This window comes from Candidatus Nebulibacter yamunensis, assembly GCF_024208055.1.
GTDB classification, from domain to species: Bacteria; Pseudomonadota; Gammaproteobacteria; order Francisellales; family Francisellaceae; genus Caedibacter; species Caedibacter lacustris.
In genome coordinates, this window is the sequence record NZ_JAMBMW010000005.1 from 65808 (window position 1) to 89245 (window position 23438).

The 23438-nt window shown below is 35.9% G+C and carries 23 protein-coding genes; 4 read left to right on the forward strand and 19 right to left on the reverse strand.

What is annotated here, in order from left to right; genetic code table 11:
- Positions 1–203: 203 nt before the first annotated feature.
- Positions 204–545, forward strand: a complete 342-nt coding sequence (locus M1V25_RS03750) for an ArsR/SmtB family transcription factor (protein ID WP_116963513.1) — start codon at positions 204–206, stop codon at positions 543–545.
- A gap of 8 nt (positions 546–553) precedes the next feature.
- On the opposite strand, the gene tldD is transcribed toward M1V25_RS03750, so the two are convergent.
- Together tldD and M1V25_RS03760 are read right to left on the reverse strand one after the other, a co-directional pair.
- Positions 554–1999, reverse strand: coding sequence for a metalloprotease TldD (gene tldD / locus M1V25_RS03755; protein ID WP_498842480.1), 1446 nt, complete (start codon positions 1997–1999; stop codon positions 554–556).
- Between the two features lie 13 nt (positions 2000–2012).
- Entirely contained in the window at positions 2013–2636 is a 624-nt protein-coding gene (locus tag M1V25_RS03760) for an L-threonylcarbamoyladenylate synthase (protein WP_498842481.1), read from the reverse strand.
- 71 nt (positions 2637–2707) lie between these two features.
- On the opposite strand from M1V25_RS03760, the gene M1V25_RS03765 reads away from it, so the two are divergent.
- Complete coding sequence (locus tag M1V25_RS03765; RefSeq protein WP_498842482.1) at positions 2708–3241, forward strand: septation protein A; 534 nt, start codon at positions 2708–2710, stop codon at positions 3239–3241.
- Positions 3242–3553: 312 nt separating this feature from the next.
- On the opposite strand, the gene M1V25_RS03770 is transcribed toward M1V25_RS03765, so the two are convergent.
- From M1V25_RS03770 to rpsB, 7 genes are all read right to left on the reverse strand, one after another.
- Entirely contained in the window at positions 3554–4474 is a 921-nt protein-coding gene (locus M1V25_RS03770; RefSeq protein ID WP_498842483.1) for a DNA-methyltransferase, read from the reverse strand.
- Between the two features lie 308 nt (positions 4475–4782).
- Positions 4783–5589 carry a phosphatidate cytidylyltransferase gene (locus M1V25_RS03775; protein WP_116963518.1) on the reverse strand — a complete coding sequence of 269 codons (807 nt, stop codon included), beginning with the start codon at positions 5587–5589 and terminating at the stop codon, positions 4783–4785.
- On the reverse strand, positions 5586–6323 hold the full coding sequence (gene uppS / locus M1V25_RS03780) for a polyprenyl diphosphate synthase (protein WP_239986734.1): 738 nt from the start codon (positions 6321–6323) through the stop codon (positions 5586–5588). The genes M1V25_RS03775 and uppS overlap by 4 nt, the downstream gene beginning before the upstream one ends.
- A gap of 3 nt (positions 6324–6326) precedes the next feature.
- On the reverse strand, positions 6327–6884 hold the full coding sequence (frr, locus tag M1V25_RS03785) for a ribosome recycling factor (RefSeq protein WP_116963519.1): 558 nt from the start codon (positions 6882–6884) through the stop codon (positions 6327–6329).
- 9 nt (positions 6885–6893) lie between these two features.
- Positions 6894–7610, reverse strand: a complete 717-nt coding sequence (pyrH, locus tag M1V25_RS03790) for a UMP kinase (RefSeq protein ID WP_116963520.1) — start codon at positions 7608–7610, stop codon at positions 6894–6896.
- A 6-nt stretch (positions 7611–7616) separates the two neighbouring features.
- Positions 7617–8489 carry a translation elongation factor Ts gene (gene tsf, locus M1V25_RS03795; protein ID WP_498842499.1) on the reverse strand — a complete coding sequence of 291 codons (873 nt, stop codon included), beginning with the start codon at positions 8487–8489 and terminating at the stop codon, positions 7617–7619.
- Between the two features lie 29 nt (positions 8490–8518).
- Positions 8519–9244 (reverse strand): 30S ribosomal protein S2, encoded by a 726-nt coding sequence (gene rpsB / locus M1V25_RS03800; protein ID WP_116963522.1) that lies wholly within the window; start codon positions 9242–9244, stop codon positions 8519–8521.
- 324 nt (positions 9245–9568) lie between these two features.
- Between rpsB and M1V25_RS03805 the strand changes: the two genes are divergently transcribed.
- Together M1V25_RS03805 and M1V25_RS03810 are read left to right on the forward strand one after the other, a co-directional pair.
- Complete coding sequence (locus tag M1V25_RS03805) at positions 9569–10783, forward strand: amino acid permease (protein ID WP_116963523.1); 1215 nt, start codon at positions 9569–9571, stop codon at positions 10781–10783.
- Positions 10784–10925: 142 nt separating this feature from the next.
- Complete coding sequence (locus M1V25_RS03810) at positions 10926–11669, forward strand: 16S rRNA (uracil(1498)-N(3))-methyltransferase (protein WP_157966571.1); 744 nt, start codon at positions 10926–10928, stop codon at positions 11667–11669.
- 45 nt (positions 11670–11714) lie between these two features.
- Here M1V25_RS03810 and rpmA read toward each other — a convergent pair whose 3' ends face one another.
- The 10 genes from rpmA to M1V25_RS03860 form a co-directional block, all read right to left on the reverse strand.
- Positions 11715–11984: a 50S ribosomal protein L27 gene (rpmA, locus tag M1V25_RS03815; protein WP_116963525.1), complete on the reverse strand. Its 270-nt coding sequence runs from the start codon at positions 11982–11984 to the stop codon at positions 11715–11717.
- Between the two features lie 17 nt (positions 11985–12001).
- A complete protein-coding gene (rplU, locus tag M1V25_RS03820) occupies positions 12002–12313 on the reverse strand; it encodes a 50S ribosomal protein L21 (RefSeq protein WP_116963526.1) in 312 nt (103 codons plus the stop codon).
- Between the two features lie 222 nt (positions 12314–12535).
- The gene (locus tag M1V25_RS03825) at positions 12536–16045 is read right to left on the reverse strand and encodes an AAA domain-containing protein (protein ID WP_498842484.1); all 3510 of its coding nucleotides are present in this window, start codon (positions 16043–16045) and stop codon (positions 12536–12538) included.
- A 95-nt stretch (positions 16046–16140) separates the two neighbouring features.
- Positions 16141–16776, reverse strand: coding sequence for a methylated-DNA--[protein]-cysteine S-methyltransferase (locus M1V25_RS03830; protein ID WP_498842485.1), 636 nt, complete (start codon positions 16774–16776; stop codon positions 16141–16143).
- A gap of 95 nt (positions 16777–16871) precedes the next feature.
- A complete protein-coding gene (gene ftsZ / locus M1V25_RS03835) occupies positions 16872–17984 on the reverse strand; it encodes a cell division protein FtsZ (protein ID WP_116964738.1) in 1113 nt (370 codons plus the stop codon).
- Between the two features lie 162 nt (positions 17985–18146).
- On the reverse strand, positions 18147–19199 hold the full coding sequence (gene recF, locus M1V25_RS03840) for a DNA replication/repair protein RecF (protein WP_116964737.1): 1053 nt from the start codon (positions 19197–19199) through the stop codon (positions 18147–18149).
- 1 nt (position 19200) lies between these two features.
- Positions 19201–20565: a dGTP triphosphohydrolase gene (dgt, locus tag M1V25_RS03845; protein ID WP_116964735.1), complete on the reverse strand. Its 1365-nt coding sequence runs from the start codon at positions 20563–20565 to the stop codon at positions 19201–19203.
- Between the two features lie 293 nt (positions 20566–20858).
- Positions 20859–21890 carry a tRNA (adenosine(37)-N6)-threonylcarbamoyltransferase complex transferase subunit TsaD gene (gene tsaD, locus M1V25_RS03850; RefSeq protein ID WP_498842486.1) on the reverse strand — a complete coding sequence of 344 codons (1032 nt, stop codon included), beginning with the start codon at positions 21888–21890 and terminating at the stop codon, positions 20859–20861.
- Positions 21887–22111 carry a lipopolysaccharide assembly protein LapA domain-containing protein gene (locus M1V25_RS03855; RefSeq protein WP_116964731.1) on the reverse strand — a complete coding sequence of 75 codons (225 nt, stop codon included), beginning with the start codon at positions 22109–22111 and terminating at the stop codon, positions 21887–21889. The genes tsaD and M1V25_RS03855 overlap by 4 nt, the downstream gene beginning before the upstream one ends.
- Before the next feature lie 28 nt (positions 22112–22139).
- Complete coding sequence (locus tag M1V25_RS03860; protein WP_116964729.1) at positions 22140–23045, reverse strand: ROK family protein; 906 nt, start codon at positions 23043–23045, stop codon at positions 22140–22142.
- Between the last annotated feature and the right edge of the window lie 393 nt (positions 23046–23438).

Below are 23438 nucleotides of genomic sequence, written 5' to 3' on the forward strand. Positions count from 1 at the left end.
CAAAGAGGTTAAAGCAATAGTTAAATTCTCTAATTCATATAATAATATATTTGTATATTCAAATATACGTATATTTGAATATGTGTATATTTGGATATATGTTAATACAAATAAGTATTTAAACACTTATTTGTATATTAGTTGACTCCACCCTATTCTATCGGTAAAAATAGATATCAACTTAACGATGGAGAAATCTAATCATGTCTATATTGAAGAGCCTAGGATCAACTTATCAAACAGAATTATCTTTAAAAGCGTTCAAAGCACTGGCTAACCCAGATCGACTTAATATCGTTTTATGGTTATTAGAACCTAAAAAAAACTTTTTTTCTGAGAAACTTAATATTGAAAAAGAAGGTGTCACTATCGGAATGATCATGCAGAAACTCGACCTATCGCAGTCCGTTACCTCACAATATATTCAACAATTAGAAGAAGCAGGAATTATTACTTGCGAACGAAAAGCACAATTTAGAATGTGTAAAATCAATAAAACTTATACTCGACAATTATTTGAGTCAATTGCTGAACTGTTTAATTAATCACCTTTTTATTCACTACCACCAACGGTAATTTCATCAATTTTTAAGCTTGCTTGCCCTACTCCGACAGGTATTGACTGTCCTTCTTTGCCACAAACTCCCACTCCGCTATCTAAAGTAAAATCTTTTCCGATCATTGAGATTTTCTGCATAATTTGTGGTCCATGACCAATTAAAGAGGCTCCTTTAATCGGGTAACAAATTTTACCATTCTTTATTGAATATGCTTGATCCATTACAAAAACAAACTGACCCGATGTAATGTCTACCTGACCACCGTTAAAGTGAGTTGCATAAATACCATGATCAATACTTGCTATCATGTCTTCAAACTTATCCTCACCTGGCAACATATAAGTATTAGTCATCCTTGGTAAAGGCAAATGCGCATAGGATTGGCGACGTCCATTTCCAGTAAGTGAGACGTTAAATGCTTTGGCTGAAATACGATCATGAATGTAGCTTTTTAGAATACCATTCTCAATTAGAATGGTTTTTTGAGTTGGTGTACCTTCGTCATCAACGTTCAATGATCCTCGTCGATTTTCAATACAACCTTCATCAATGACAGTGCATTTTTCAGATGCTACTTTATGCCCTATTTTGCCACAAAAATGTGAACTTCCTTTACGATTAAAGTCTCCTTCCAAGCCATGTCCCACTGCTTCATGCAATAGTACTGCTGGCCAACCTGCACCCAAAACCACGGGCATTTTACCACTAGGGGCGGGTTTTGCATTTAGATTGGTTTTGGCACCTTCATATGCTTGATGAACATAAGACTTCCATAATTCGTTTTCTAAAAAAAAATGATAATCATAGCGTCCACCACCCCCTGCAGAATAGCTTTCTCTTTTGCCATCATTGTGCAGGATTAAGTTAATGTTCATACGCACCAAGGGGCGCACATCCATCACGCAAAGTCCATCGGTATTTAAAATTAAAATCATTTCTATATTTGATGCCAAGGATATACTGACTTGTTCGATTTTATTATCAAGTGCCTTTGTATAACGATTAACTTCATGTAAAAATGCAATTTTACCTTCAGTAGATATACTATTTAGTGGTGATATAGAACAATAAAGTCGCTTTATTTTTGGTGTAAATAGTTTTTGTGTTTTGGTTAAAGGGTTTGCATTTTTTAATAAGTAAAGTGATGTCTTAATAAGTTTTTCAATAGTAGAAAGTGCTAAATCATCGGCATAAGCAAAACCAGTTTCCCCTTGATAGACTGCTCTTACTCCAATTCCCTGCTCAATACCAAAACTACCATGTTTTACCACTTCATCTTCTAACATCCAACTTTCTGCAATAATTTTCTGTAAATATAGGTCACCAAAGTCAAGTGTTTTTTGATTAAAAATCTCTAGCTGTGCTTTTAGAGATTCTAAATTCAAAGCAAAAGGTTGCAATAAATGTTCATTTATAATTGAATAATAATCTTGCTGCATATACTTCTCATATTTATTGGAAAATAGTAGGATCACCACTGCCAATTCGTAAGATTTTGGCTGGCATTTCAGTCATATCAACAACCGTTGTTGGTTCATATCCACAATAATCTGTTTCTAAAATATAATCGATTAGTTGCGCACTTGGCTCGTTAGCAAACTCTTCTGCATATATCAATACTTTATCTTGATTTGGCAATATAAACGTTGTACTTAATAGGGGTTCACCTAATGCCTCAGTAATTATAAGTGGAACAGAGTGATCTGGTATTCGAATGCCAATTGTTTTTTTACTTTTATTTAACATAAGTGCAGGCACTTTGCTGGTAGCTGGTAAAATAAAAGTATAACTACCTGGAGTAGCGCGCTTTAGTAATCTATAAACACTATTGTCTACCTTTGCATAGTTAGAGATTTCTGATAAATCACGACAAATCAGAGTGAAGTTGTGTTTATCATCTAAGTTACGAATTTTTTTAATTTGCTGTAATGGTTTTTTTAACCCCATTTTGCAGCCTAAAGCATAGCCTGAGTCAGTTGGATAAGCAATAACTTTGCCTGATTGTAGGGCTTCCACGATCTCATTTAACAGCGCTTTATTTGATGAATAGGGATTTATTTCAATATATTGGCTCATGGCACAATCTTCATTTATACTGTAGCGCTAAAATTAAGTTCAGTGTACCATTAACCCACTCTGGAGAGAATATGAAAAAACTGCTTTTTGATTTTTTCCCAATTATCATATTTTTTGTCATGTATAAGATTTATGATATCTATACAGCAACCATAGCACTTATTATTGCTACAGCCATTCAATTGAGCTATGAAACTATTCGCTATAAAAAAGTTTCTATGATGCACGTTGTAACATTTATATTGGTATTAACCCTAGGTAGTGCTACTGTTTATTTTCATGATGAAGCTTTAATCAAATGGAAAGTGACAATTGTAAATTGGCTATTTGGTATGATTTTTATTTTTTCAACCTACCTTATGCAAAAACCAATTATTCAACGATTAATGGAAGAAAATATTGAACTACCAGAAAAAATCTGGAAAAGACTCAATAACATTTGGGGAATATTTTTCTTATTTTTAGGTACTGTTAATTTATTTGTTGCTTACACTTTCTCGACTGATATTTGGGTTGATTTTAAACTTTTTGGCATGCTTGGCATTACGCTTATATTTGTTATCGGCCAAGGAATTTTTCTGGCTAAGCATGTTGATCATAAATAACATTTCACTAATCCAAAAGACGCTTTTGGTTTGGATTAAGGTTTCTTAATTATATGCTTCTTTATCTCCTGAAAATCAGTAGTATTTAATATTGTTTAAATGAGTGATAAATTCACACCCAGATATCAGGCTGTAATTTTTAACGGACTGTAACGATAAGTTGAGTTTTAGAACTTTCCATTAGACAAGCAAAAGCTATGTAATATTTATAAACATTCTTTTTAGTAAAAATACTCACCTTGAATATGTGTAGCGGAAAATTCACAGATTATTTTTTAAGTTTAACTCTATTGATTTGAATCTTTAAAAATTTCAAAACAAAGATTTCTGCGTCCCTACAGTAATCCCATTTTCATCAATAGTTATTCCATATTTATCTTTTATAGCTTTCTGGAAATCATCTATTGCATTCTTATGGTTCCTTAAGAACCAGTTCACATGATTCTTTAAATATTCGCTTCTTATTTCAGCATTCCTTAAGTCATTGGGAACGCGCTCCATACGGGGATCAACACTATCAAAACCTAAAAATGGTTCACTTAGTCTTATTTTTGCCATCTCAATATATTTAGGGTTGATGTCAATTCCAATAGCATTTCTATTTAGTTGCTGACAGACTCGCACAGTTGTACCACTCCCAGTAAATGGATCTAGGATGGTATCACCAGCATTTGATGAGGCAAGAACCATCCTTTCAATTAACCCTTCTGGTTTCTGTGTCGGATGACCTTGACGATTCGGATTAGAGTAATGGACATGTGAAAACTTCCAAACATCTCCTGGATTTGCGCCTCGCATATTATTTCTTTGTCTATAATACTTTTGTGGAACACGAATATCATCCAAATTGAATGTAAAAGCTGGAGATTTTGTAAACATTAGAATATCATCGTGCCTAGGAGAGAACACCTTTGTTTTACCGATTCCTTGAGTATAGTGCCATACTATCCATCCATGGAAGTGCAAGTTTAAGTCACGCTCCAAAATATTGTATAGATAAGATATAAAGCGAAATCCCATAAAGACATAAATGGTACCATGTGATTTTAATACACGACTCGCTTCTAAAAGGCATTCTTTAGAAAAATATAGATATTCTTCAAATGTTTTATTATCGATATTATTTTGATAATTTTTACCTAGATTATATGGTGGATCTGCAATTATCAAATCAACAGAACTTGCCTCCATTTCTTTTAATTTCTGTACTGCATCACCTATTATTAGCTCCAAATTAATCACCTTTCTTAACCCAGCCTTTGCTCTCTGCGAGATGGTTATTCAAGTTGAAAGTATTTGCCATAACCTCGGCAACGGTACCTTTGCGCACACCATTTGGATTAGATTTCAATTGATTCTTACCTGATTTAACTGTTGGAATTCATGCAGCGTACATCAATTTTCTTCGTCATTTTTGATTTGAAATTATAAAAAAATATGCTAGATGACAACACTACCCCTACAAACATAACTGTCTCACAGAGTTTGTTCATGTCAACATCAATTGAACGTTGACAAATGAAAAACAAAGTTCCTAAAAGCTACATGGAGTCAACACCAAGTAGTCCAAATATAATTAGCATTAAAACAAATATTGGAAAACTTGAGAATAAGCTATCCATTCTATCAAGAATTCCTCCATGTCCTGGTAGAATCGTGCCACTGTCTTTGACACCACATTCACGTTTAATCATACTTTCAAATAGGTCTCCCAATAGAGCAACTATTACAATTGCAAACGATAAGATGATTAAAATAGTTTGTTCAAAATGACTATGACTAATAACAAGTGCACAGATAACACCTGCTAAACCACCAAATACAAAACCTCCCACAAACCCTTCAACTGTTTTTTTAGGGCTAATAATTGGCGCTAGTTTTTTCTTACCATATTGGCGACCAACAAAATAAGCACCACTATCAGCAAGTGTTACCACCAACATCATCAGCAACAGTAGCGCAGGCTTTTGCTGATGTAATAAGCTTAGTGATATCCACATTGGCACAATAACCAAAAAACCCATTGCATAACGTGCACCAGGTGAAATGGCTTTAAAAGGAATATTAGGATAACGCAATACCAAATAGCAGGCAAAAAACCAGAATAAAAGTGAAATCAATAAAACCGTAAGCTGAGAATACCGTGATAGATAAATAAGCACCAAACTAATTGCTAAATAAATGATTTTTGTAGTGATTTTTTTTATATTTGCAAGAGCAGTCCACTCCCAAGCAGCAAACAACAAAACAACTGCTACTGCAATATCAAAAATTGTATTACTTAAGCAAAAAATCGCCCCTAAGACAATTAACCCAAGAATAACACCTGTAATAATCCGTTCCTTCACGTTTCACCTTTTACCTGCTCATCCGTTTTGCCAAAACGCCTTTTGCGTAGCTGATAATCATCTAATGCTCGCTGAAAATCTTTCTTTGTAAAATCTGGCCAATACTTTTGACAAAAATATAATTCAGCATAAGATAACTGCCAAATCATAAAATTGCTTATCCTTAGCTCACCACTGGTACGAATTAAAAGATCAACAGGAGTTTGAATACTATCAATTAAAAATTTTTCAAAGCACTCTTCTGAAAGTTGCTCAACATCACACTGATTACTTATTATTGCTTTTAGTAGTTTCTTTGTTGCTAATACAATTTCCCATTGCCCACTATAATCAATCGCAACATTAAGAATTAGACCTGTATTTAACTTCGTTGCATGCTCTGCTTGTAAGATGTTAGCCAAAATATCTGATGCTAAGCGACTGCGATCACCAACAACACAAAGTTTAACATTGTTTTCCTGCATCATTGGTATCTCTTTTACCAAAACTTCAGAAAAAAGTTCCATAAGTGTTGCAACTTCTTGTTTTGGACGTTGCCAATTCTCGCGCCCAAACGCAAACAATGTTAAGATTTCAATATTTTTTTCTACAGCAAACTCAATTGCTGAACGCACATTCTTAATTGCAGCTTTATGCCCTGAAGTACGCGGAAAAAAGTGCTTTTTTGCCCAGCGTCCATTACCATCCATAATAACAGCAACATGCTTAGGCAAACTCTGACTTGAGATATTCAAAAGTTACATTTCCATTAAGTCTTGTTCTTTCTCTTGAACGATGACATCGGCTTTAGCAATCATATCATTTGTTAGTTTTTGAATACTGTCTTCCGCCTTTTTAGCATCATCTTCGGAAATTTCTTTCTCTTTGAGTAAATCTTTAATATCTGAATTCGCGTCACGACGAATGTTACGAATAGCAACACGTCCTTTTTCTGCTTCTGTCCGTACCAATTTTACAAGCTCCTTACGACGTTCCTCATTCAATGCAGGCATTGGGATGCGTAAACTATCACCTAAATTAGCAGGATTTAATCCTAGATCCGACATCAAAATAGCTTTTTCAATTTTTGCGGTAAGCCCTTTCTCCCAAGGTGTAATACCTAAGGTTCTCGCATCTAATACTGTAATATTTGCTGCTTGAGAAATTGGTGTTTCTACCCCATAGTAATCAATAATTATATGCGCTAATAAGTCTGGATGCGCTCGCCCTGTTCTGATCTTTGCCAAGTCGTGACGTAAATTTTCTAAGCTTTTTTCCATACGATCTTTAGCATCTAATAAAATTTCTTTGATCATTTTTTTCTCCTAATTTCTAACCCAAGTACCTTCTTGCTCATTATTTAATACTCGCATAAGTGCACCTGAATTATTTAAATTAAAAACACAAATTGGAATGTTAAAATCTCGTGCTTGGATAAATGCACCAAGGTCCATTACTGCAAGTTCTTTGCGTAAAACATCTGCAAAGCTAAGTACATCAAATTTCTTAGCATTATCATGCTCCTTTGGATCTTTGTCATAAACACCATCAACTGTCGTTATCTTCAAAATTGCATCTGCTTGTATCTCTGCCGCACGTAAGCTTGCCGTACTGTCTGTTGTTACAAATGGATTGCCTGTTCCTCCTGCAAAAATTACGACCTTCCCTGTATTTAAATAAGATTTTGCAAGCTTAGGACAAGATGTTTGGATAACACCATCTATACCTTTTGATGAGAGTACTTCATTGTCAATACCATTCGATGTCAAAATATCCGACAGCGCCAGTGCGTTAATCATCGTCGCAAGCATCCCCATTGTATCAGCTGTACTGCGTTCAATTTGATCTCCAAATTGTGCTTTACTACCTCTTAGAATATTGCCTGCGCCGATGACTATTGCCAATTGCACACCCATTACTTGTGCTCGTTTAATGTCATGAATAATCTCTTTCACGGCTTCAACTTGAATACCAAAACCATTTATTGATAAAGATTCTCCACTTAATTTGATTAAAACACGTTTAAAACTTGGGTGTGACATATTTATTTAGGCCCCCTGAACTTGACTCATAACTTCAGCAGCAAAATTCGTTTCCTCTTTTTCAATGCCTTCACCAACACCAAAACGAATAAACTCAGTTACTATCGCATTATTTGCTTTCAAGAGTTGCTCAACTTTTTGATCAGGATTCTTCACAAATGGCTGACCAACCAAGCTTTGCTCATCCAAAAACTTACGAATACGCCCAGTAATCATTTTTTCAATAATATCATCTGGTTTACCACTTTCACGTGCTTGGGCAATAAAAATCTCTTTTTCTTTCTCAACCAAATCAGCTGGCACTTGATTTTGAGATACAACAAGTGGATTAGAAGCTGCAATATGCATTGCAACGTCTTTTGCCAGTTCTTCGTTACCACCTTTCATAGCAAGGATGACACCGATTCGACCACCATGACTGTATACACCTAAAGTTTCTCCTTCCAAGTTGTCGACACGGCGTACGTTAATATTCTCTCCAATTTTTGCAATCAATGCTTTACGGGTATCTTCAATTGTCTCACCATTTGTGAGTCGTAAAGCTAATACTTCTTCAAGTGTGTTTGCATTTGAAGCTGCAACTGCATTGACAACTTTATCCGCAAACCCTTTAAAATTTTCATCACGCGCAACGAAATCTGTTTCCGAATTGATTTCAATAATAACTGCTTTATTGGCAGACTTTGCCATTACAACAACACCTTCTGCTGCTATACGCGAAGCTTTTTTATCTGCTTTTGCTTGACCTGATTTACGCATTTCTTCGATGGCCTTTTCAATATCACCACCTGTTTGTGTCAACGCTTTTTTACACTCCATCATACCAGCGCCTGTGCGCTCACGAAGCTCTTTTACTAATTGTGCGCTAATTGTCATTATAAAATTCCTTCCGCCTTATAAAATTTTAATTAGACTTCTTCTTCAGAAAGATCTACTGTTTTTTCTTCTGTTATTTGAGCACCTTTTCTTGCATCAATAATTGCATCAGCAAAATGACTCAAATAAAAATGAATTGCTTTTACCGCATCATCATTGCCTGGGATAATATAGTCAATATCATCCGGGCTTGAGTTTGTATCCACAACAGCAATAACTGGGATCCCCAATCGCTTAGCTTCTTCAATTGCAATGTGTTCTTCTTTACTATCAATCACAACTAATAAATCAGGCAAGCCACCCATGTCTTTAATGCCACCTAGCGCTTTTTCAAGTTTCTCGATTTCACGTTCATTATGCAGTGCTTCTTTCTTAGTCATTCGATCGAAAACACCTTCTTCTTGCATTTTCTCAAGGTCACGTAAACGCTTAATAGATTGACGAATTGTTTTATAGTTGGTCAACATACCTCCTAACCAGCGATGGTTAACATATGGCATCCCACAACGCGAAGCTTCTTTAGAAACAATTTCCTGTGCTTGACGTTTTGTACCAACAAATAAAATCTTGCCATTTTTTGCAGCACTCTTACTTACAAAATTCACTGCATCTTGAAATAATGGAACAGTTTTTTCCAAATTAATGATATGGATTCCATGATTAATGCCAAAGATATATTGGTTCATTTTTGGATTCCAGAACTTTTTTTGGTGACCATAATGCACACCAGCTTGTAGCATTTCTTTCATTAAAGACATTTATATATTCTCCAAGTATGGGTTATTCCGCCATCACTCCCACTTTCAAACCTGATAAAGGCACCCTAAAAGTGTGTCGAGCGACGTGTGTTTTATTGTTTAACGTTATGCTTTTTGCTAATGACAGATATAGATAATTTATAATTGCCATGCAAAAGCGAGCGGATTTTAACATAAATCGACATCAGCTGCTAGATTGAATTAATCTTTAGTTGCAAGAAAATCTGTACAAACAATCTCGGTCATTTACCTTTTATGATGGTGTAAAATCATGTAATGTTAAACTACCAACATAGGAATTTTAAAAACTAGGAATTTCTTTAGATGACAAATAATTCACTGGTAAAACAACTTGGTTGCACGATGATTGTAACAGGTACTGAAATTGGGGCAGGCATTTTAGCATTACCAATTATTACTGCAAAATTTGGCTTCCTTGTAAGTAGTGTTGTTATGCTTATTGCATGGTGTATTATGACTTATACAGCACTTCTACTTGCTGATATTTCTCTTTCTATGCCAAAAGGCGCAAGCTTTGCTTCTATTGCAAAGCACGCTTTGGGACTGCCTGGCGTTGTCGTGACATGGATATCATTTTTATTGCTTATGTATTGTATTAGCATTGCTTATATCTCTGGGGCTTCTTCTGCCTTTCATGCACTTTTACCAAACATTTCACAAAACGCATGGGCACTTATTTTTGTTGTTATATTTGGTACAATTGTTGTAATTGGTACTTCTGCTGTAGATATCATTAATCGTGTATTATTAACTACAAAACTCGTTTTTTTATTACTGGTATGCATCACCTTCCTACATTATATTGAAATCAGAAATTTACTCGTTTCTCCAATTGACCTCACCCCTACTCTATTTATTGCCATTCCTATTATCATTACTTCTTTTACCTCCCATATCATCATACCAACACTTACTGAATATCTTGATAAAGATGTCAAAGCACTCTTTAGAGTGATTTTTATCGGTAGTATTATTCCTTTGTTTTTATATTTCCTATGGCTTATTTCTGTGCTTGGCGTATTACCACTCCATGGCTCAGTCAGCTTTATGAGTTCTATTTTTGATCATGTTAGCATTAGCTCTGCTAACGTTGGTGATGTGTTAAATGCCTTAAAAGAAAAAATCACAAACTCATCTGCCAACATCAGCATGAATATATTTACGGATATTTCTGTCATAACATCTTATCTTGGGGTGAGTCTTGCTCTTTATCACTTTAATGTAGATAGCTATCGTTTAAACCGCTTACCTACTCAGTTTAAACTTTTAACAGCAGTCATCTTGACCTTCATCATACCGTTACTTGTCAACTTACTCGATCCAAACTTATTTATTAGTGCTATTGGTTATGTTGGGGTGTTTATTGCTGTACTTTTGTTAATGATGCCTGCTGTTATTGCTTTTAAGCTCACTCAATCAGGGTACCATTTTCATTACAAAATCAGCCAGTTTCGTTTCTTGTGGATTGCCTCTTTTCTAGTAGGAATTGCCATCATTGTGATCCATTTTTCTATTTAGTTTTGTGTTCAGATTTTAAACTAAATTGAAAATTTACCTTCTTCTAATTGTATTTATCAAAGTTTTTGATCTGGATATGATTGAGTTTTTGAAAATTTCTTCTAACATACCTCCTACTTCATCACAATATTTAATAATACATATGAGAGTTGCTCGTATCTTTTGCCCTGAAGTTGTAATGCATAGTAATACTTTTTCACTATCAACAGAGCTCAGTCATTACCTTATTAAAGTATTACGCCATAAAGTTAAGCATAAAGTCATCTTATTCAATAATGACGATGGTTATGAATACCTTGCTGAAATTTGTGATGCTAACCCTAAAAGTGTTACTGTCAATATTTCAACCAAATATTTAATTGAGAGAGAATCCATACTTGATATACATCTTTTTCAATCACTGTCAAAAGGTGATAAGCTAGAAACTGTTATTCAAAAAGCTACTGAGCTTGGAGTTAAGCACATAACGCCCATTATCACCCAACGTGTTGACTACAAACTCTCGCTTGAACGCATAAACACTAAACTTGAACACTGGCAAAAAATTGCCATTAGTGCAAGCGAGCAATCAGGTCGTGTTTTTATTCCAAAAATAAATCCCCCTATTATCTTTTCGCAAGCACTAAATCTTACAGTAGAGCTTAAGCTTTTGTTATCGCCTTATGCAATACATCATGTCCAAGCCTTAAAACAACAATATCCTAAAGTCAGTCAGTTTAATATTTATATTGGTCCTGAAGGCGGTTTTAGCGAAGATGAACTAAAATTAGCCTCCCATCATGACTGCCAAAGCATTGCTTTAGGTCAAAGGATTTTAAGAACAGAAACCGCTCCGATTGCAACTATCGCCATTTTACAAGCACTATGGGGGGATTTTAATAAATAAAAAAGGCGCCAATGGCGCCCGTTATTGAATAAGACAAATGTTCAATTAAACATTGGTTGCCTTTTCTTCAATTGAAATATATTGACGTTTTAACTCACCACCAACGTGGAACTTGACAATACCATCCGCTATTGCAAATAAAGTGTGATCACGACCACAACCAACGTTTACACCTGGATGAAATTTTGTTCCGCGCTGACGAACAATAATCGTACCTGCTTTAACAAACTCGCCACCATAACGCTTAACACCTAGGTACTTAGGATTCGAATCGCGACCATTACGAGTACTACCGCCTGCTTTCTTATGAGCCATGTTTTATACTCCTTAAATTAACCTTGAATTGCTGTAATTTTAACCGCCGTGAAATATTGGCGATGACCTTGATGCTTCATGCTGTGCTTACGGCGACGAAACTTAATAATTTGTACTTTCTTATGACGACCTTGCTCAATAATTTCAGCAACGACTTTGGCACCCTGAACAACTGGATTACCTACTTTGATTTCATCACCATTTTGTAACATTAGTACATCAGTGAATTCAACCATTTCACCAACGCCTTTTTCAATTTTTTCTAGCTTAAGCACAGCACCTTCTTTAGCTTTGTGCTGTTTACCGCCACTTTTAATAATTGCGAACATATTATTCTCCGAATTACTCAAGCTGGTTTTTCACCGCTTGACTTTTTGTTATTTTTTAAAATAAAGCTTTATAAAAAAGCGTTGGGATTTTAGTGTTTTTAGAGCTAAATAGCAAGAGCCAAATTCAAGTATACCTTTAAAAAATACTTTATTTGGCTCAAAAACACTAAGCTATACTGCATACATGAAATAGCTAACACAAGTTTTAGGACATTTAGATCACTAAACGAGCTCCTCTGGGATTTTGATATTCACTATTCTGTTTTCAAGCTCCTGTTTCAATAACACAATTTCATTTTTTAACTTGCTTCCCGTATAAACCAAGGAATGTTCAAGATTCTGATAGTGAGGCTCTCTAGCGGCGCTAAACCAATTGAAGGAGCCAACACAGTAGATCATATCATCACAAATCAAAAGCTTACTATGCATTCTACGAATACATTTCACTCCAATGCCAAGGCTTTCTAAGTGTGCCTTATCTTTCAAAAACCGCTGTTGATATTCATTGCTGATATTGTTTGGATCGGTGTAGATATTGATTTTTACACCACGTTTAACACACTCGATCATAATAGCGTAGGCATTAATAGCTTGAATTTTTCTTAATTGCATCCAAGGAGAAAAAATATGAACTTCAAACTTTGCCTGACATAAGGTCTTTAACAAGAAATCATCGTGTTCTTTTGCGTTTTCTATCAAATAAGGATTCGTTTGACTGGTTCTTAAATCGCTTCTTACAAGCCCCTTCAGCTTTGAAAAATAAATTTGCTGGTGTGCGTGCCTAAACAAATAGTGAGCTAATTTCCCTCTTGGAGTAAACGTATCTGGATTGAACAAATCCATATCACCAAACACGAAAAAGCCATCCTTTGCTCTTGATACCGCAACATTTAACATACTTGGGCTCTCATCAATAAACTTTCCATCTGCATGCTTGGAATAAACACTAGAGAAGATAACGATTTCCTTCTCTGCCCCTTGAAGCGAGTGGATAGTATCTACAATGATGCCATGACTTTTTTCATTTTTCCCTTCTTCCTTTACTTTTATCTCATATCGAGTGCATGCTTGTTTTAATGCTGCCACTTGAACAGAAAATGGAGTGATCACAGCAAGCACTGCACCCAAGCCCCCTTCTTGATATTTCGTTGGATATCTTTCTTTGATGAGCTCTTGATTGTCATTTATCCAGGCGGCAATCGTTTCTGCCTCAAGTAAGTTATAACGACTCCCTCCGCTATCTTGCTCACACCTCCCATCAATATGTAAGTATCTTAGTCCTGATAAGTTATCCTCTGGAGCATTTCCACGCAATGCTGCAAGCTTCCAGTCATAGCATAAATCGTTACAGTACTCGATAATTTCATTATAACAACGGCGGTGTTCATACAGATACATACCACGTTCCATACCTGAACTATAGTGATATTTGCTTGCATGTTGTGCGATCATCATAGCACTACCCATTGCAGAGCTTATCCCCAGTTCCTGAAGCTCTCTGTATTTCTCATCGCTGTTTTCGCCCTTTTGGATAACACCAGATTCAATCAAATTACCAATATCAATATGAGCAGAGGTTGACCATATAGGCTCTAGCTGACGGGTATCCCCGATCACTAAGGCTTTTTTAGCCAGTGTAAATGCAGCACCCGCAACCTCAGGCAAAACCTGACCTGCTTCATCCACAATCAATAAGTCTATCATATTATATAGATACAGATTGGGAGCGTCTTGCCCAGAGTTATTGTGTTCTTTTCCTCGTAGAAACGTTGGAAGCATAAAGCATGTTGAGACTGCACAAGGCGTTAGTTTCATTCTACGGCGCCAATCTTCCATAATCTGAGTCTTGCTTTTCTCGTCATCTTTAGTAATTCCATATAATTTTTGACGTTTAAGATAAGCTTCCATATCTTGTAACCAACGCCCTTCCCAATAATGGGAAGTCAATAAGAAAATTTTGAAGCGAATTTTAGTATCAGCCAGTTCATCAATTTCCACGATAAACTTTGAAGCAAGCTCTTTAGCGACACCCAGAACTTGAAGGGCAGTCAGATAATTCTGCCATGCGGTTGAAAGCTGGTTTACTTTATCATCAACAAATTCTTTCAACTTAGTTAATGACGTAAAATCATCAAACACACCAAAAGCATAACCATTTTCTTTTACCAATCGTTCAATAGATTTTTGTTTTACTCTCTTAACAGTAGGTAAAAAATCTACCAACTTATTCCATATGGATTGCTCCGCTAGCTTCTGAGATATTTTCCCTTGAAATTCTCCTAATCGACGCTCAAGCTCTTCATATCTGACTTTGGGAATATCAGACTTAGTATCTTTCCGCGTTTCCAATTCAGTTTCAATGGCAATAAAATCACGCCATGCCTGTTCAATCTGTTTTAACTTCTCCACTTCGGTTTGAAGGGCTCGCTTTAATAAAGTGATGCTCTCATCAATCCCAATCTTATCTTGCTTTTTGAAAGCTTTGTTTGCATGCTCTAGATAATTACTCTTCGCTTTTTCAAAGTAGCCTGCATTCTCTCTTTCTTTGAAGAACAATTGTGTTTGGTGCGGGCTCTTGTCCTTTATTGTGCTTCTGGCCATATATATGCCAAAACCATCCCTTTTATTGTCTTTGAAATCGGAAAACCATCTCCCTGAAAATGCTCCAGTGCCTACTGAAAAGTCTCTGCCAAATGACTCAAGGATATTGGCCACCGCTTGATTGTTTGACGAGCAAGCCATAATTAAGGGGGGCTCTTCGCCTTTAAGTGCAGCTTCTGCCCAGAGGGTTGCGACTACCGAAAGCAAAAGCGTTGTCTTTCCTGTGCCAGGAGGTCCATTGACTGCAAGAATGTCTCCTGTTGAAGTTTCTATAAAATGGGAGAGCGCCTCTCTTTGCGAGTGGGACAAACAAAACGTATCCTTAGAGTGCGCTAACCTTTTTGAAAAAGTATTAATGAGTTCAACAGCAGGGAGTGCATCTTTAGTATTTAATGAAGTGTATTGATCAAAAAGCGGCATTGGCTCCTTCTGCTCAATTAAATCCTCATACAGAGGAATAATGTGACAAGCTGCCGTATTTGAAATCTTTCTTTCACTTATATACCACTGGTTTTTATCCGCAAACTTGTAATTATTTGTGCTAGAAAATCCTTTGGTGACAGTGTCTAGCAGATCATAACACCTATTAAGATATTGATCCCACTTCACTATATAGACTGTTTCACGATAAGCTGCTTTTTCCGCATCAATATCTTCTTTAGAAAAACCTGCAATAGGTGATTTCTTAAGGTAATCGTCATAATCAGTCATCTCACCTATGGTGAAACTTGCCCTACTTTGCGGAGCAAGCGCATCTCGCGCCACCTTTGGGGGTATAGGGTAAAGTCTTCCATCTCTGTCAAGAACTGCATGTATAACAATGGGGATAATCCGGTATGGGTAATATGAATTGAATCTCCCATGTTCAACCTCGATCAGAGTAAATTGGTATGGCCTAATAATAACTTCTATTGCATCTATTTCCTCACTCTTACCTGAGAACAATTGCTCTACATCTTGTTGGGCTATTTTCCAAGAGCTATCGATCTTAATTACTAATCCTATCTTTGCCTTTTTAAAATTACTATCAGTTTTAAAAACACCTTTACCAAGTTCTGCATCTGCAAGCACATTTCTCCAATATTTGGCAATTTTTTTAAAATTTCCTTTCATAATTTCTTGTGGTCTCATTCATTTGCATCCTGTTGAAGTTTAGGAGTATAGATGGATTCTGAGCTAAAATAGCATATCCAGTGTACTAGATATAATGACTCTTTAACATTAATTTACCTTTCCAATTTTAGCAATTGCTGCTTACAAGCAATACCGCCAGCATAACCACCAATTTTTCCGTCTGCTTTAATCACTCGGTGACACGGCACGATAATACATATCGGGTTTTTAGCATTTGCAGTTCCTACTGCACGGACAGCTTTTGGGTTGTTAATTTTCTCAGCCAACTCCTGATAGCTTAATGTCCGCCCAAAGGGAATTTGCTGCAATGCCTGCCATACATTTTCCTGAAATGGGGTTCCCTTAAGTTGAATTGGGAGATCAAAGCATTTGAGCTTCTTTGTGAAGTAAGCATCAAATTGTCTCATGGTTTCCTTTAACACTTTGTTATTGGACTTAACTTCCTCTGTTAATTCGTTCAGCCACTCACAAAACAAAAGATATTGATCATTGGCTTGCAATTTCACTAATCCAAACGGGGAGCAGTAAATCGCCTCATCAAAACCATTAGTTTGCATAAAAGCCTCCTTGATCACTTTTATCTTCTTGTTTACTTTTAATTGATGCATCCCTTTTGTGAGTTGTTTTAGCAAACTTTCTGATTTAAATAAATTTGACAGATCAGCGCCTGAATCAACAATCAGATCAAACGCTTGATTTAAAGCTTCATTTTGTTTTCCATTTCTCACCTTTCGTTCCTAGATTATAAGTTTTAACCAGTATAACCTATGAATGAATTTACACAGTTATTTTAATACTCCTTCACCAGAACCTAAATAAAAACTTATTGATTATCTGGTTTTGCCTCTGGATTAAGTTTACGCACTAAAGTTTGCCCTTCATTCAAGACCTTATAACTGGTAGAAAGTTGTTGTTGATTATGCAATGTTTTCACTTGACGAACTACTCCGTGACGCTCAGTTGTAACATCTACATCAAACCCTGTGGCAATAATGGTAATATCTACTGCATCCCCCATTTCTTTTCTAATTGATGTACCAATAATAACTGGTGCATCAGGAGCTGCAATCTCAGCTACACGATCACCAAGCTCAGTAAATTCACCCAATGAAATATCATTGCTGGAAGTTACACATACCAAAAGTCCTTTAGCATCTTTTAGTTCAATATCCTCTAACAACTCACAAGATACTGCTTTCTCAACTGCTTTTAAAATACGATCTTCGCCTTTAGCATGCCCTGTACCAATCACAGCTAATCCAGGAGAAGCCATCACGGTTTTAACATCTGCAAAATCAACATTAATATGACCAGGCGTACGAATAATTCCTGTCATTGATGACATTGCGTTATATAACACATCATTTGCTGCATGAAATGCATCCATTAGAGTTGTTTTTTCTCCTAGTGATTTTTTAAGCTTGTCATTAGGAATAACAATTAATGAGTTCACATGTTCTTGTAAGGCTGAAATACCTTGTCTTGCAATAAGTTCACGCCGTCGCCCTTCAAAAGAAAACGGGGTAGTGACCACACCAACTGTTACAATGCCTTTACGCTTAGCCACCTCAGCAATAATACCAGCTGCTCCTGTACCAGTGCCTCCACCCATACCTGCGGTAATAAATAACATATCACAATCAGCAATAGCTTCTTCTATATGGTGCATGCTCTCTTGAGCTGCTTTCAAGCCAACCTCAGGGTTTGCCCCTGCTCCCAGTCCTTTAGAAACGTATTCACCAATTTGCACCTTAAAAGGGGCAAGATTCTTATCCAACGCTTGCTTATCTGTATTCATGGCATAAATTTTAGCGCCTTTTAAGCCCTTTTCAACCATGTAGCTTACAGCATTTCCACCACCCCCCCCTACACCAATAACTTTAATCCTACCATGTTCAAATCCGCTTGAATGATGCTCATGATCTAATTCTGTCATAGTCTCTCCTAAAACATGATCCCAACTCGTAAATGTCTATAGTATATACCTAAATATGCCAGAATAACGATATTTCTCCACTTTAGCACAAAAATCTTAAGGCTTTTCCTTATTTTGAACACAATTATGAAATATATACTAAAACGTTATAAAACAATCGATTTACAATTGGTAGCGATTATGTTCTTTGTCTAAAAATAAATTTAACAGGTGATTGGCATTAATTGCCGTAGCAATAATCTGAGCATCAATTTCTACAAGTTTACTAAATACTTTCTGTAAATGTGCTTGATCAAGCTCAGAATGTAAATCATCGACTAAATAGATACAACCGCTTTGATGTTCTTGTGAAAAGATTTCCCCTTGGGCAAGCTTAATCGCCGAGATAAGAATCTTTTGCTGTCCACGCGAGAGTATATCTTGAGCAGGATGTCCATTTACTTTAAAGCGTAAATCAGCTCGATGCGAACCATGACTTGTGATGCCAGATTTTACATCGCTTTGAAAGCTATGTATTAAAACCTCTAACAAAGCCTTATCCTGCGACCAGCCACGATAATAACTGATTTCAACTTGCAATTGAGGACTAAATAGCAGTAATAGCTCTTGTATTTTAGGCATAAGCATTTGGAAATAATCCAAGCGTGCTTGATCTAAAGCTTCCGATTTAGTCACTAATTCCCTATCTAAAATCTCAATATAGTTACGTGGATAATTTTGCTTTAATGCAGCATTCCTTTGTTTAGTTAAACGCTTAACTTGTTGCCATATATTCAAGAAATTCTTTTTATGATAAAAGACCCCCCAATCTAGAAGTTTACAGCGCTGTTGTGCACCACTATTAATAAGACTAAAACTCTCAGGATTAAATAATTGTACGGGTAATGCGCGCGTCAATTCTGCTTGAGAACTGACCTCTTCACCATCTAACCTAATTGTACTTTTGCCAGTTTTATCACGCAGGCTTGCAATTGTCCTCTCTTTAGCATTATAAAAACGTGAGAATAATTTAAAATTCTCCTTTTCATGACTAATAATTCTTGCTAATTGAGCACTCCTAAACGATCGTCCTAGAGACAAAAAGTAGATCGCCTCCAAAATGGAAGTTTTACCACTTCCATTTTGACCACTAATCAGATTAAGCTTAGGATGAAGTGTCATAGCAACTTCACTTAAGTTACGAAACTGATAAATATTAAGGTTTTGAATATACATTTTAAACAGGTTTAAATATGCTTTGTGCCGAGCTCGATGTAAATCGGCTATATAACTCTATTGCATAGCGATCTGTCATACTGGCAATAAAATCGCTAATTGTACGTGCGCGATTAGCTTGATCATCTAAATGATAGGCATAAAAAATTTCACCTACATCTTCTGGTAACAAAGAAGTCTCAAATTGTGAAGCAATTAAAATATCAAACAGAGTTGAAATAATCTCGCGTCCTTGATAGCGCACAACGTTCATTTTTGGCGCACTGATTACCGTAAAGTAAACAAATAACTTTAATATTTCAACTTGCTTACGTACTTTAGGACTAAGGTGTACACTGGATAGCACAGGACAGTTTTTGTCACAATCAAGTTCAACGTTTGAAATACAATAATGTACTAAATTTGAAGTAAATTTTGTGCGCAAATAACTTGAATTTGCTAGTTTCTTTGCTTGCTGATAAATGTCAGTAAATTTAGCATCAAAATCTATGATGCCTTCAAAAATGGATCTCAATACAGATTGAATGTCCGAAATACTCACAATAATGCCATCTAACTCTGCTTGCTGTTGAACTTTTTTAAGCAACTTGTGCTCGGTATTTAACATCGAAAGCGGATCAAGGAAACCTCCTTTAAACGCATCCTCAATGTCGTAAGTAGAATAAGCAATATCATCGGCCAAATCCATTATCGAACATTCAATAGTTTTAAATTTTTTACCTACTAAGACACCTTCTGAATAACCTGCTAATACATGCTGCTTAATTTTTTCAACCAACATTTTTTCACTTAAATAATAACCCTTTATCGGATAGCCACTTGAACTAATGATATAACTTGGAATTTCTTTGTCATATTTTAAGATTGCAGCTAGCGTTCTGTATGTTAAATTCAAACCAAAACGGTTATCTTTACCTGAATGAATAGGACCTTCGCCTTCAAAGATTTTTTTTTCAGTCTTTGCTAATAGGCGAAGCGCTTGGGCATTGCCTTCAAAACCGCCAAATTCAAGCATTTTAGCATGCAATGCCTTTTCGCCATTATGACCAAAAGGCGGATGACCAATATCATGACAAAGTGCAGCGGTTTCAACTAAATCAGTGTCAATATCTAAGCTAAAACGTGAATTAAGTCCTGTTGCAATTGACTTTGCAATTTGAGCCACTTCCAATGAATGCGTTAAGCGATTTCTAAAAAATTCACTCTCTGAACAAGGAAAAATCTGCGTTTTACCTTGTAAACGCCGAAAAGAAGCTGAATGGATCACACGTGCATAATCACGTCTAAAAGGCGAAAAATGTTCTTTAGGATGCGCTTCATATACGCCTCTGTAGTAATCCTGCTCTTGATATAAAGATGATGCCATTATATACTCAAATTGCTAATTTAAACTTTACTATAGTATTTTGTGCATAGTATACCTAAGAAATGCTTCAAACACATTACCCTCTCCTTTGTACACAATAATTTTTTATTTGAATAGACAGGTCTCATGAGTTAGTTTTTATATGGTTTTTAAACGTAAGTCAAAGCTGCTAATCAAATATTTCCTTTAAACTATTTATCAGCTTATTTAGGTACTTTTCGTGTTGTAAAAATCAAGAAAAATAGTACTTCATTCAACATACAATGCATCGTTTTACTTGGGGAAAATACTTGTTACTCATAACGTATACTGATGCTATTTAACGACGCCCTCGGCTTAACCTGTATTGTCATATCCTCATCACGATAGCCATGCAAAAGACGATAAGCACCGGCAATCGCAATCATTGCCCCATTATCAGTACAATACTGAAGAGGTGGATAAAATACTTGCCAATCATGCTTATTTGCGATTTCTTTTAACATGATACGCAATTGCTTATTTGCACTCACACCACCCGAGACCACTAAATGTTTAACATTTGTTTGTTTTAGTGCACGTTTACATTTTATAGCAATCGTTTCAATTATGGCTTCTTGAAACGCACATGCAATGTCAGCTTTAATAATATCATTCTGTTCTATTTGTCCTTGCCAAGTATTTAAAACAGCGGTCTTTAAACCACTAAAGCTAAAATCAAGTCCTGAGCGATCACACATGGGACGAGGAAAATAAAACACTTCCTTCCGCCCTCGTTCGGCTAATTTTGCAAGATGTGGTCCACCTGGATAGGGCAAACCCAATAGCTTTGCTGTTTTATCAAAAGCTTCACCTGCTGCATCATCTACAGACTCTCCCAATAACTGATAGCAACCAAAATCATTAACCTTGATCAGCTGAGTATGCCCCCCTGACACCAATAAAGCAATATAGGGATACACTGGCTTTTGGTTATCACTTAGTAATGGGGCCAGTAAATGTCCTTCTAAATGATGAATGGCTATAGCGGGGATGTTACACATAAAACTTAAGGTTTTAGCAAATGCTGCGCCAACCATAAGTGCACCTACCAAACCTGGCATTGCTGTATAGGCCACAGCTTCAATATCTTTCAACGATAGTTCTGCTTCTTTTAATGCTTGTTTTGTCAATGGCATAAGCTTTGCCACATGATCTCTAGAGGCAAGCTCAGGCACAACACCGCCATACTGCGCATGTAAATCAATTTGACTATAAAGTACATTAGCTAAAAGCTTATGTTTTTCACCATCATAAATTGCAATACCTGTTTCATCACATGAAGTTTCTATTCCTAATACAATCATACAGATTGCGCCTTGTTAACTTTGCACTTTATTCGTGACAGAAGTATCAACAACATGCCAATTATTAAACCTGATACAAAAACTATCAATAATAACAATATCAATGGTAAATTTAATGATCCTAATAAATAGTTAAATGTTACTTGTTGAGCATTTAATACTGCTAATGCACAAACAATCAAAAATATAATAATTAATAGCAAATATCCAATTAAATGCATTTTTTCATCCTTTAAGTCTGTATTTTATTCAACTATTAGCTAATGAGTCTTGGATATCTATTGCTAACGCACATGCACCCTTTAGCCCTGCATCACCATCTAGCTCTGATGGCACAATAAAGTCATCTAAATATTCTTCTAAATTCTGATGTTGAACATACCCATTTAACAACGTTTTTAACTTTTGCCTAATCAAAGGAAACAACTGTATCTGCTTCATCACTCCACCTCCTAAAATAATTTTCTGTGGAGATAAGACTAAAACATAATTCATTAAAGCTTGTGCTAAATAATCGGATTCTATCTCCCAAGCGATATGATCTTTTGGTAGTACACTACAACTTGCCACTTGCCAGCGCATGTTTAATGCAGGTCCTGATGCCATACCCTCTAAACAATTTTTGTGACTTGGACAAATTCCATTAAATTCTTCCAAGTCTTTATTACTTTTTCTCACTAATACGTGCCCCATCTCAGGATGGGTTAAACCATGTAGCATTTTTCCATCAATAAGGACACCACCACCAATCCCTGTTCCTATCGTTAGATAAACAAAATCCGTTAAACCTCTTGCTGCACCAAAACGCTGTTCACCTAACGCTGCTACATTCACATCGGTATCAAGCTTAATTGCACAACTTGGGAAAGCTGATGATAAAGCTTGGTATAAATTAAAGTTACGCCAATTAAGTTTAGGCGTATTCAAAATCATACCATATTTTGGATGTGCTTTATCAACACACACAGGACCAAATGAACCAACACCCATTGCTGTAAATTCAAATGGTTTAAAAAAACGAATGACGTTTGCTAGTGTTTCTTTAGGTGCTTCAGTATGAAACTGTGCTTTTTCAATGACTTCACCTCGGTCATCACAAATACCACAAACAAATTTTGTACCTCCTGCTTCTATTCCTGCATATAATCTCACCATACTCTAACCATCTATTTATTTAACCCTGTTGATAATACCACACACTCCATCAAAAGTTTTATTACGTTTTGCATTCTTTACTTTTTGATTCTACCTTAATTTATTTTTTGCAGATTAAAGTCCTTGCCAACAACTTGCTATAGTCTATAGTCCTAACTAACTCATCTTCATCCTTGTTTCTAACTTCTCTAAACTTTGTTGTAATTTTCATAGAATGCTTGAAAAATATTATAAGCACTTGACAATTGCACTTTTATTCATAGGTAAGTTTTGCTAGAATATAACTGTTTTTGCTAAGCAAACTTGACTTTGCCAACCAAAAATGAAAACGAATTTTAGTATGGACTTTGGCTGTAGTACTCTATGGGGACAATCTGTGCACAAACAAGCACT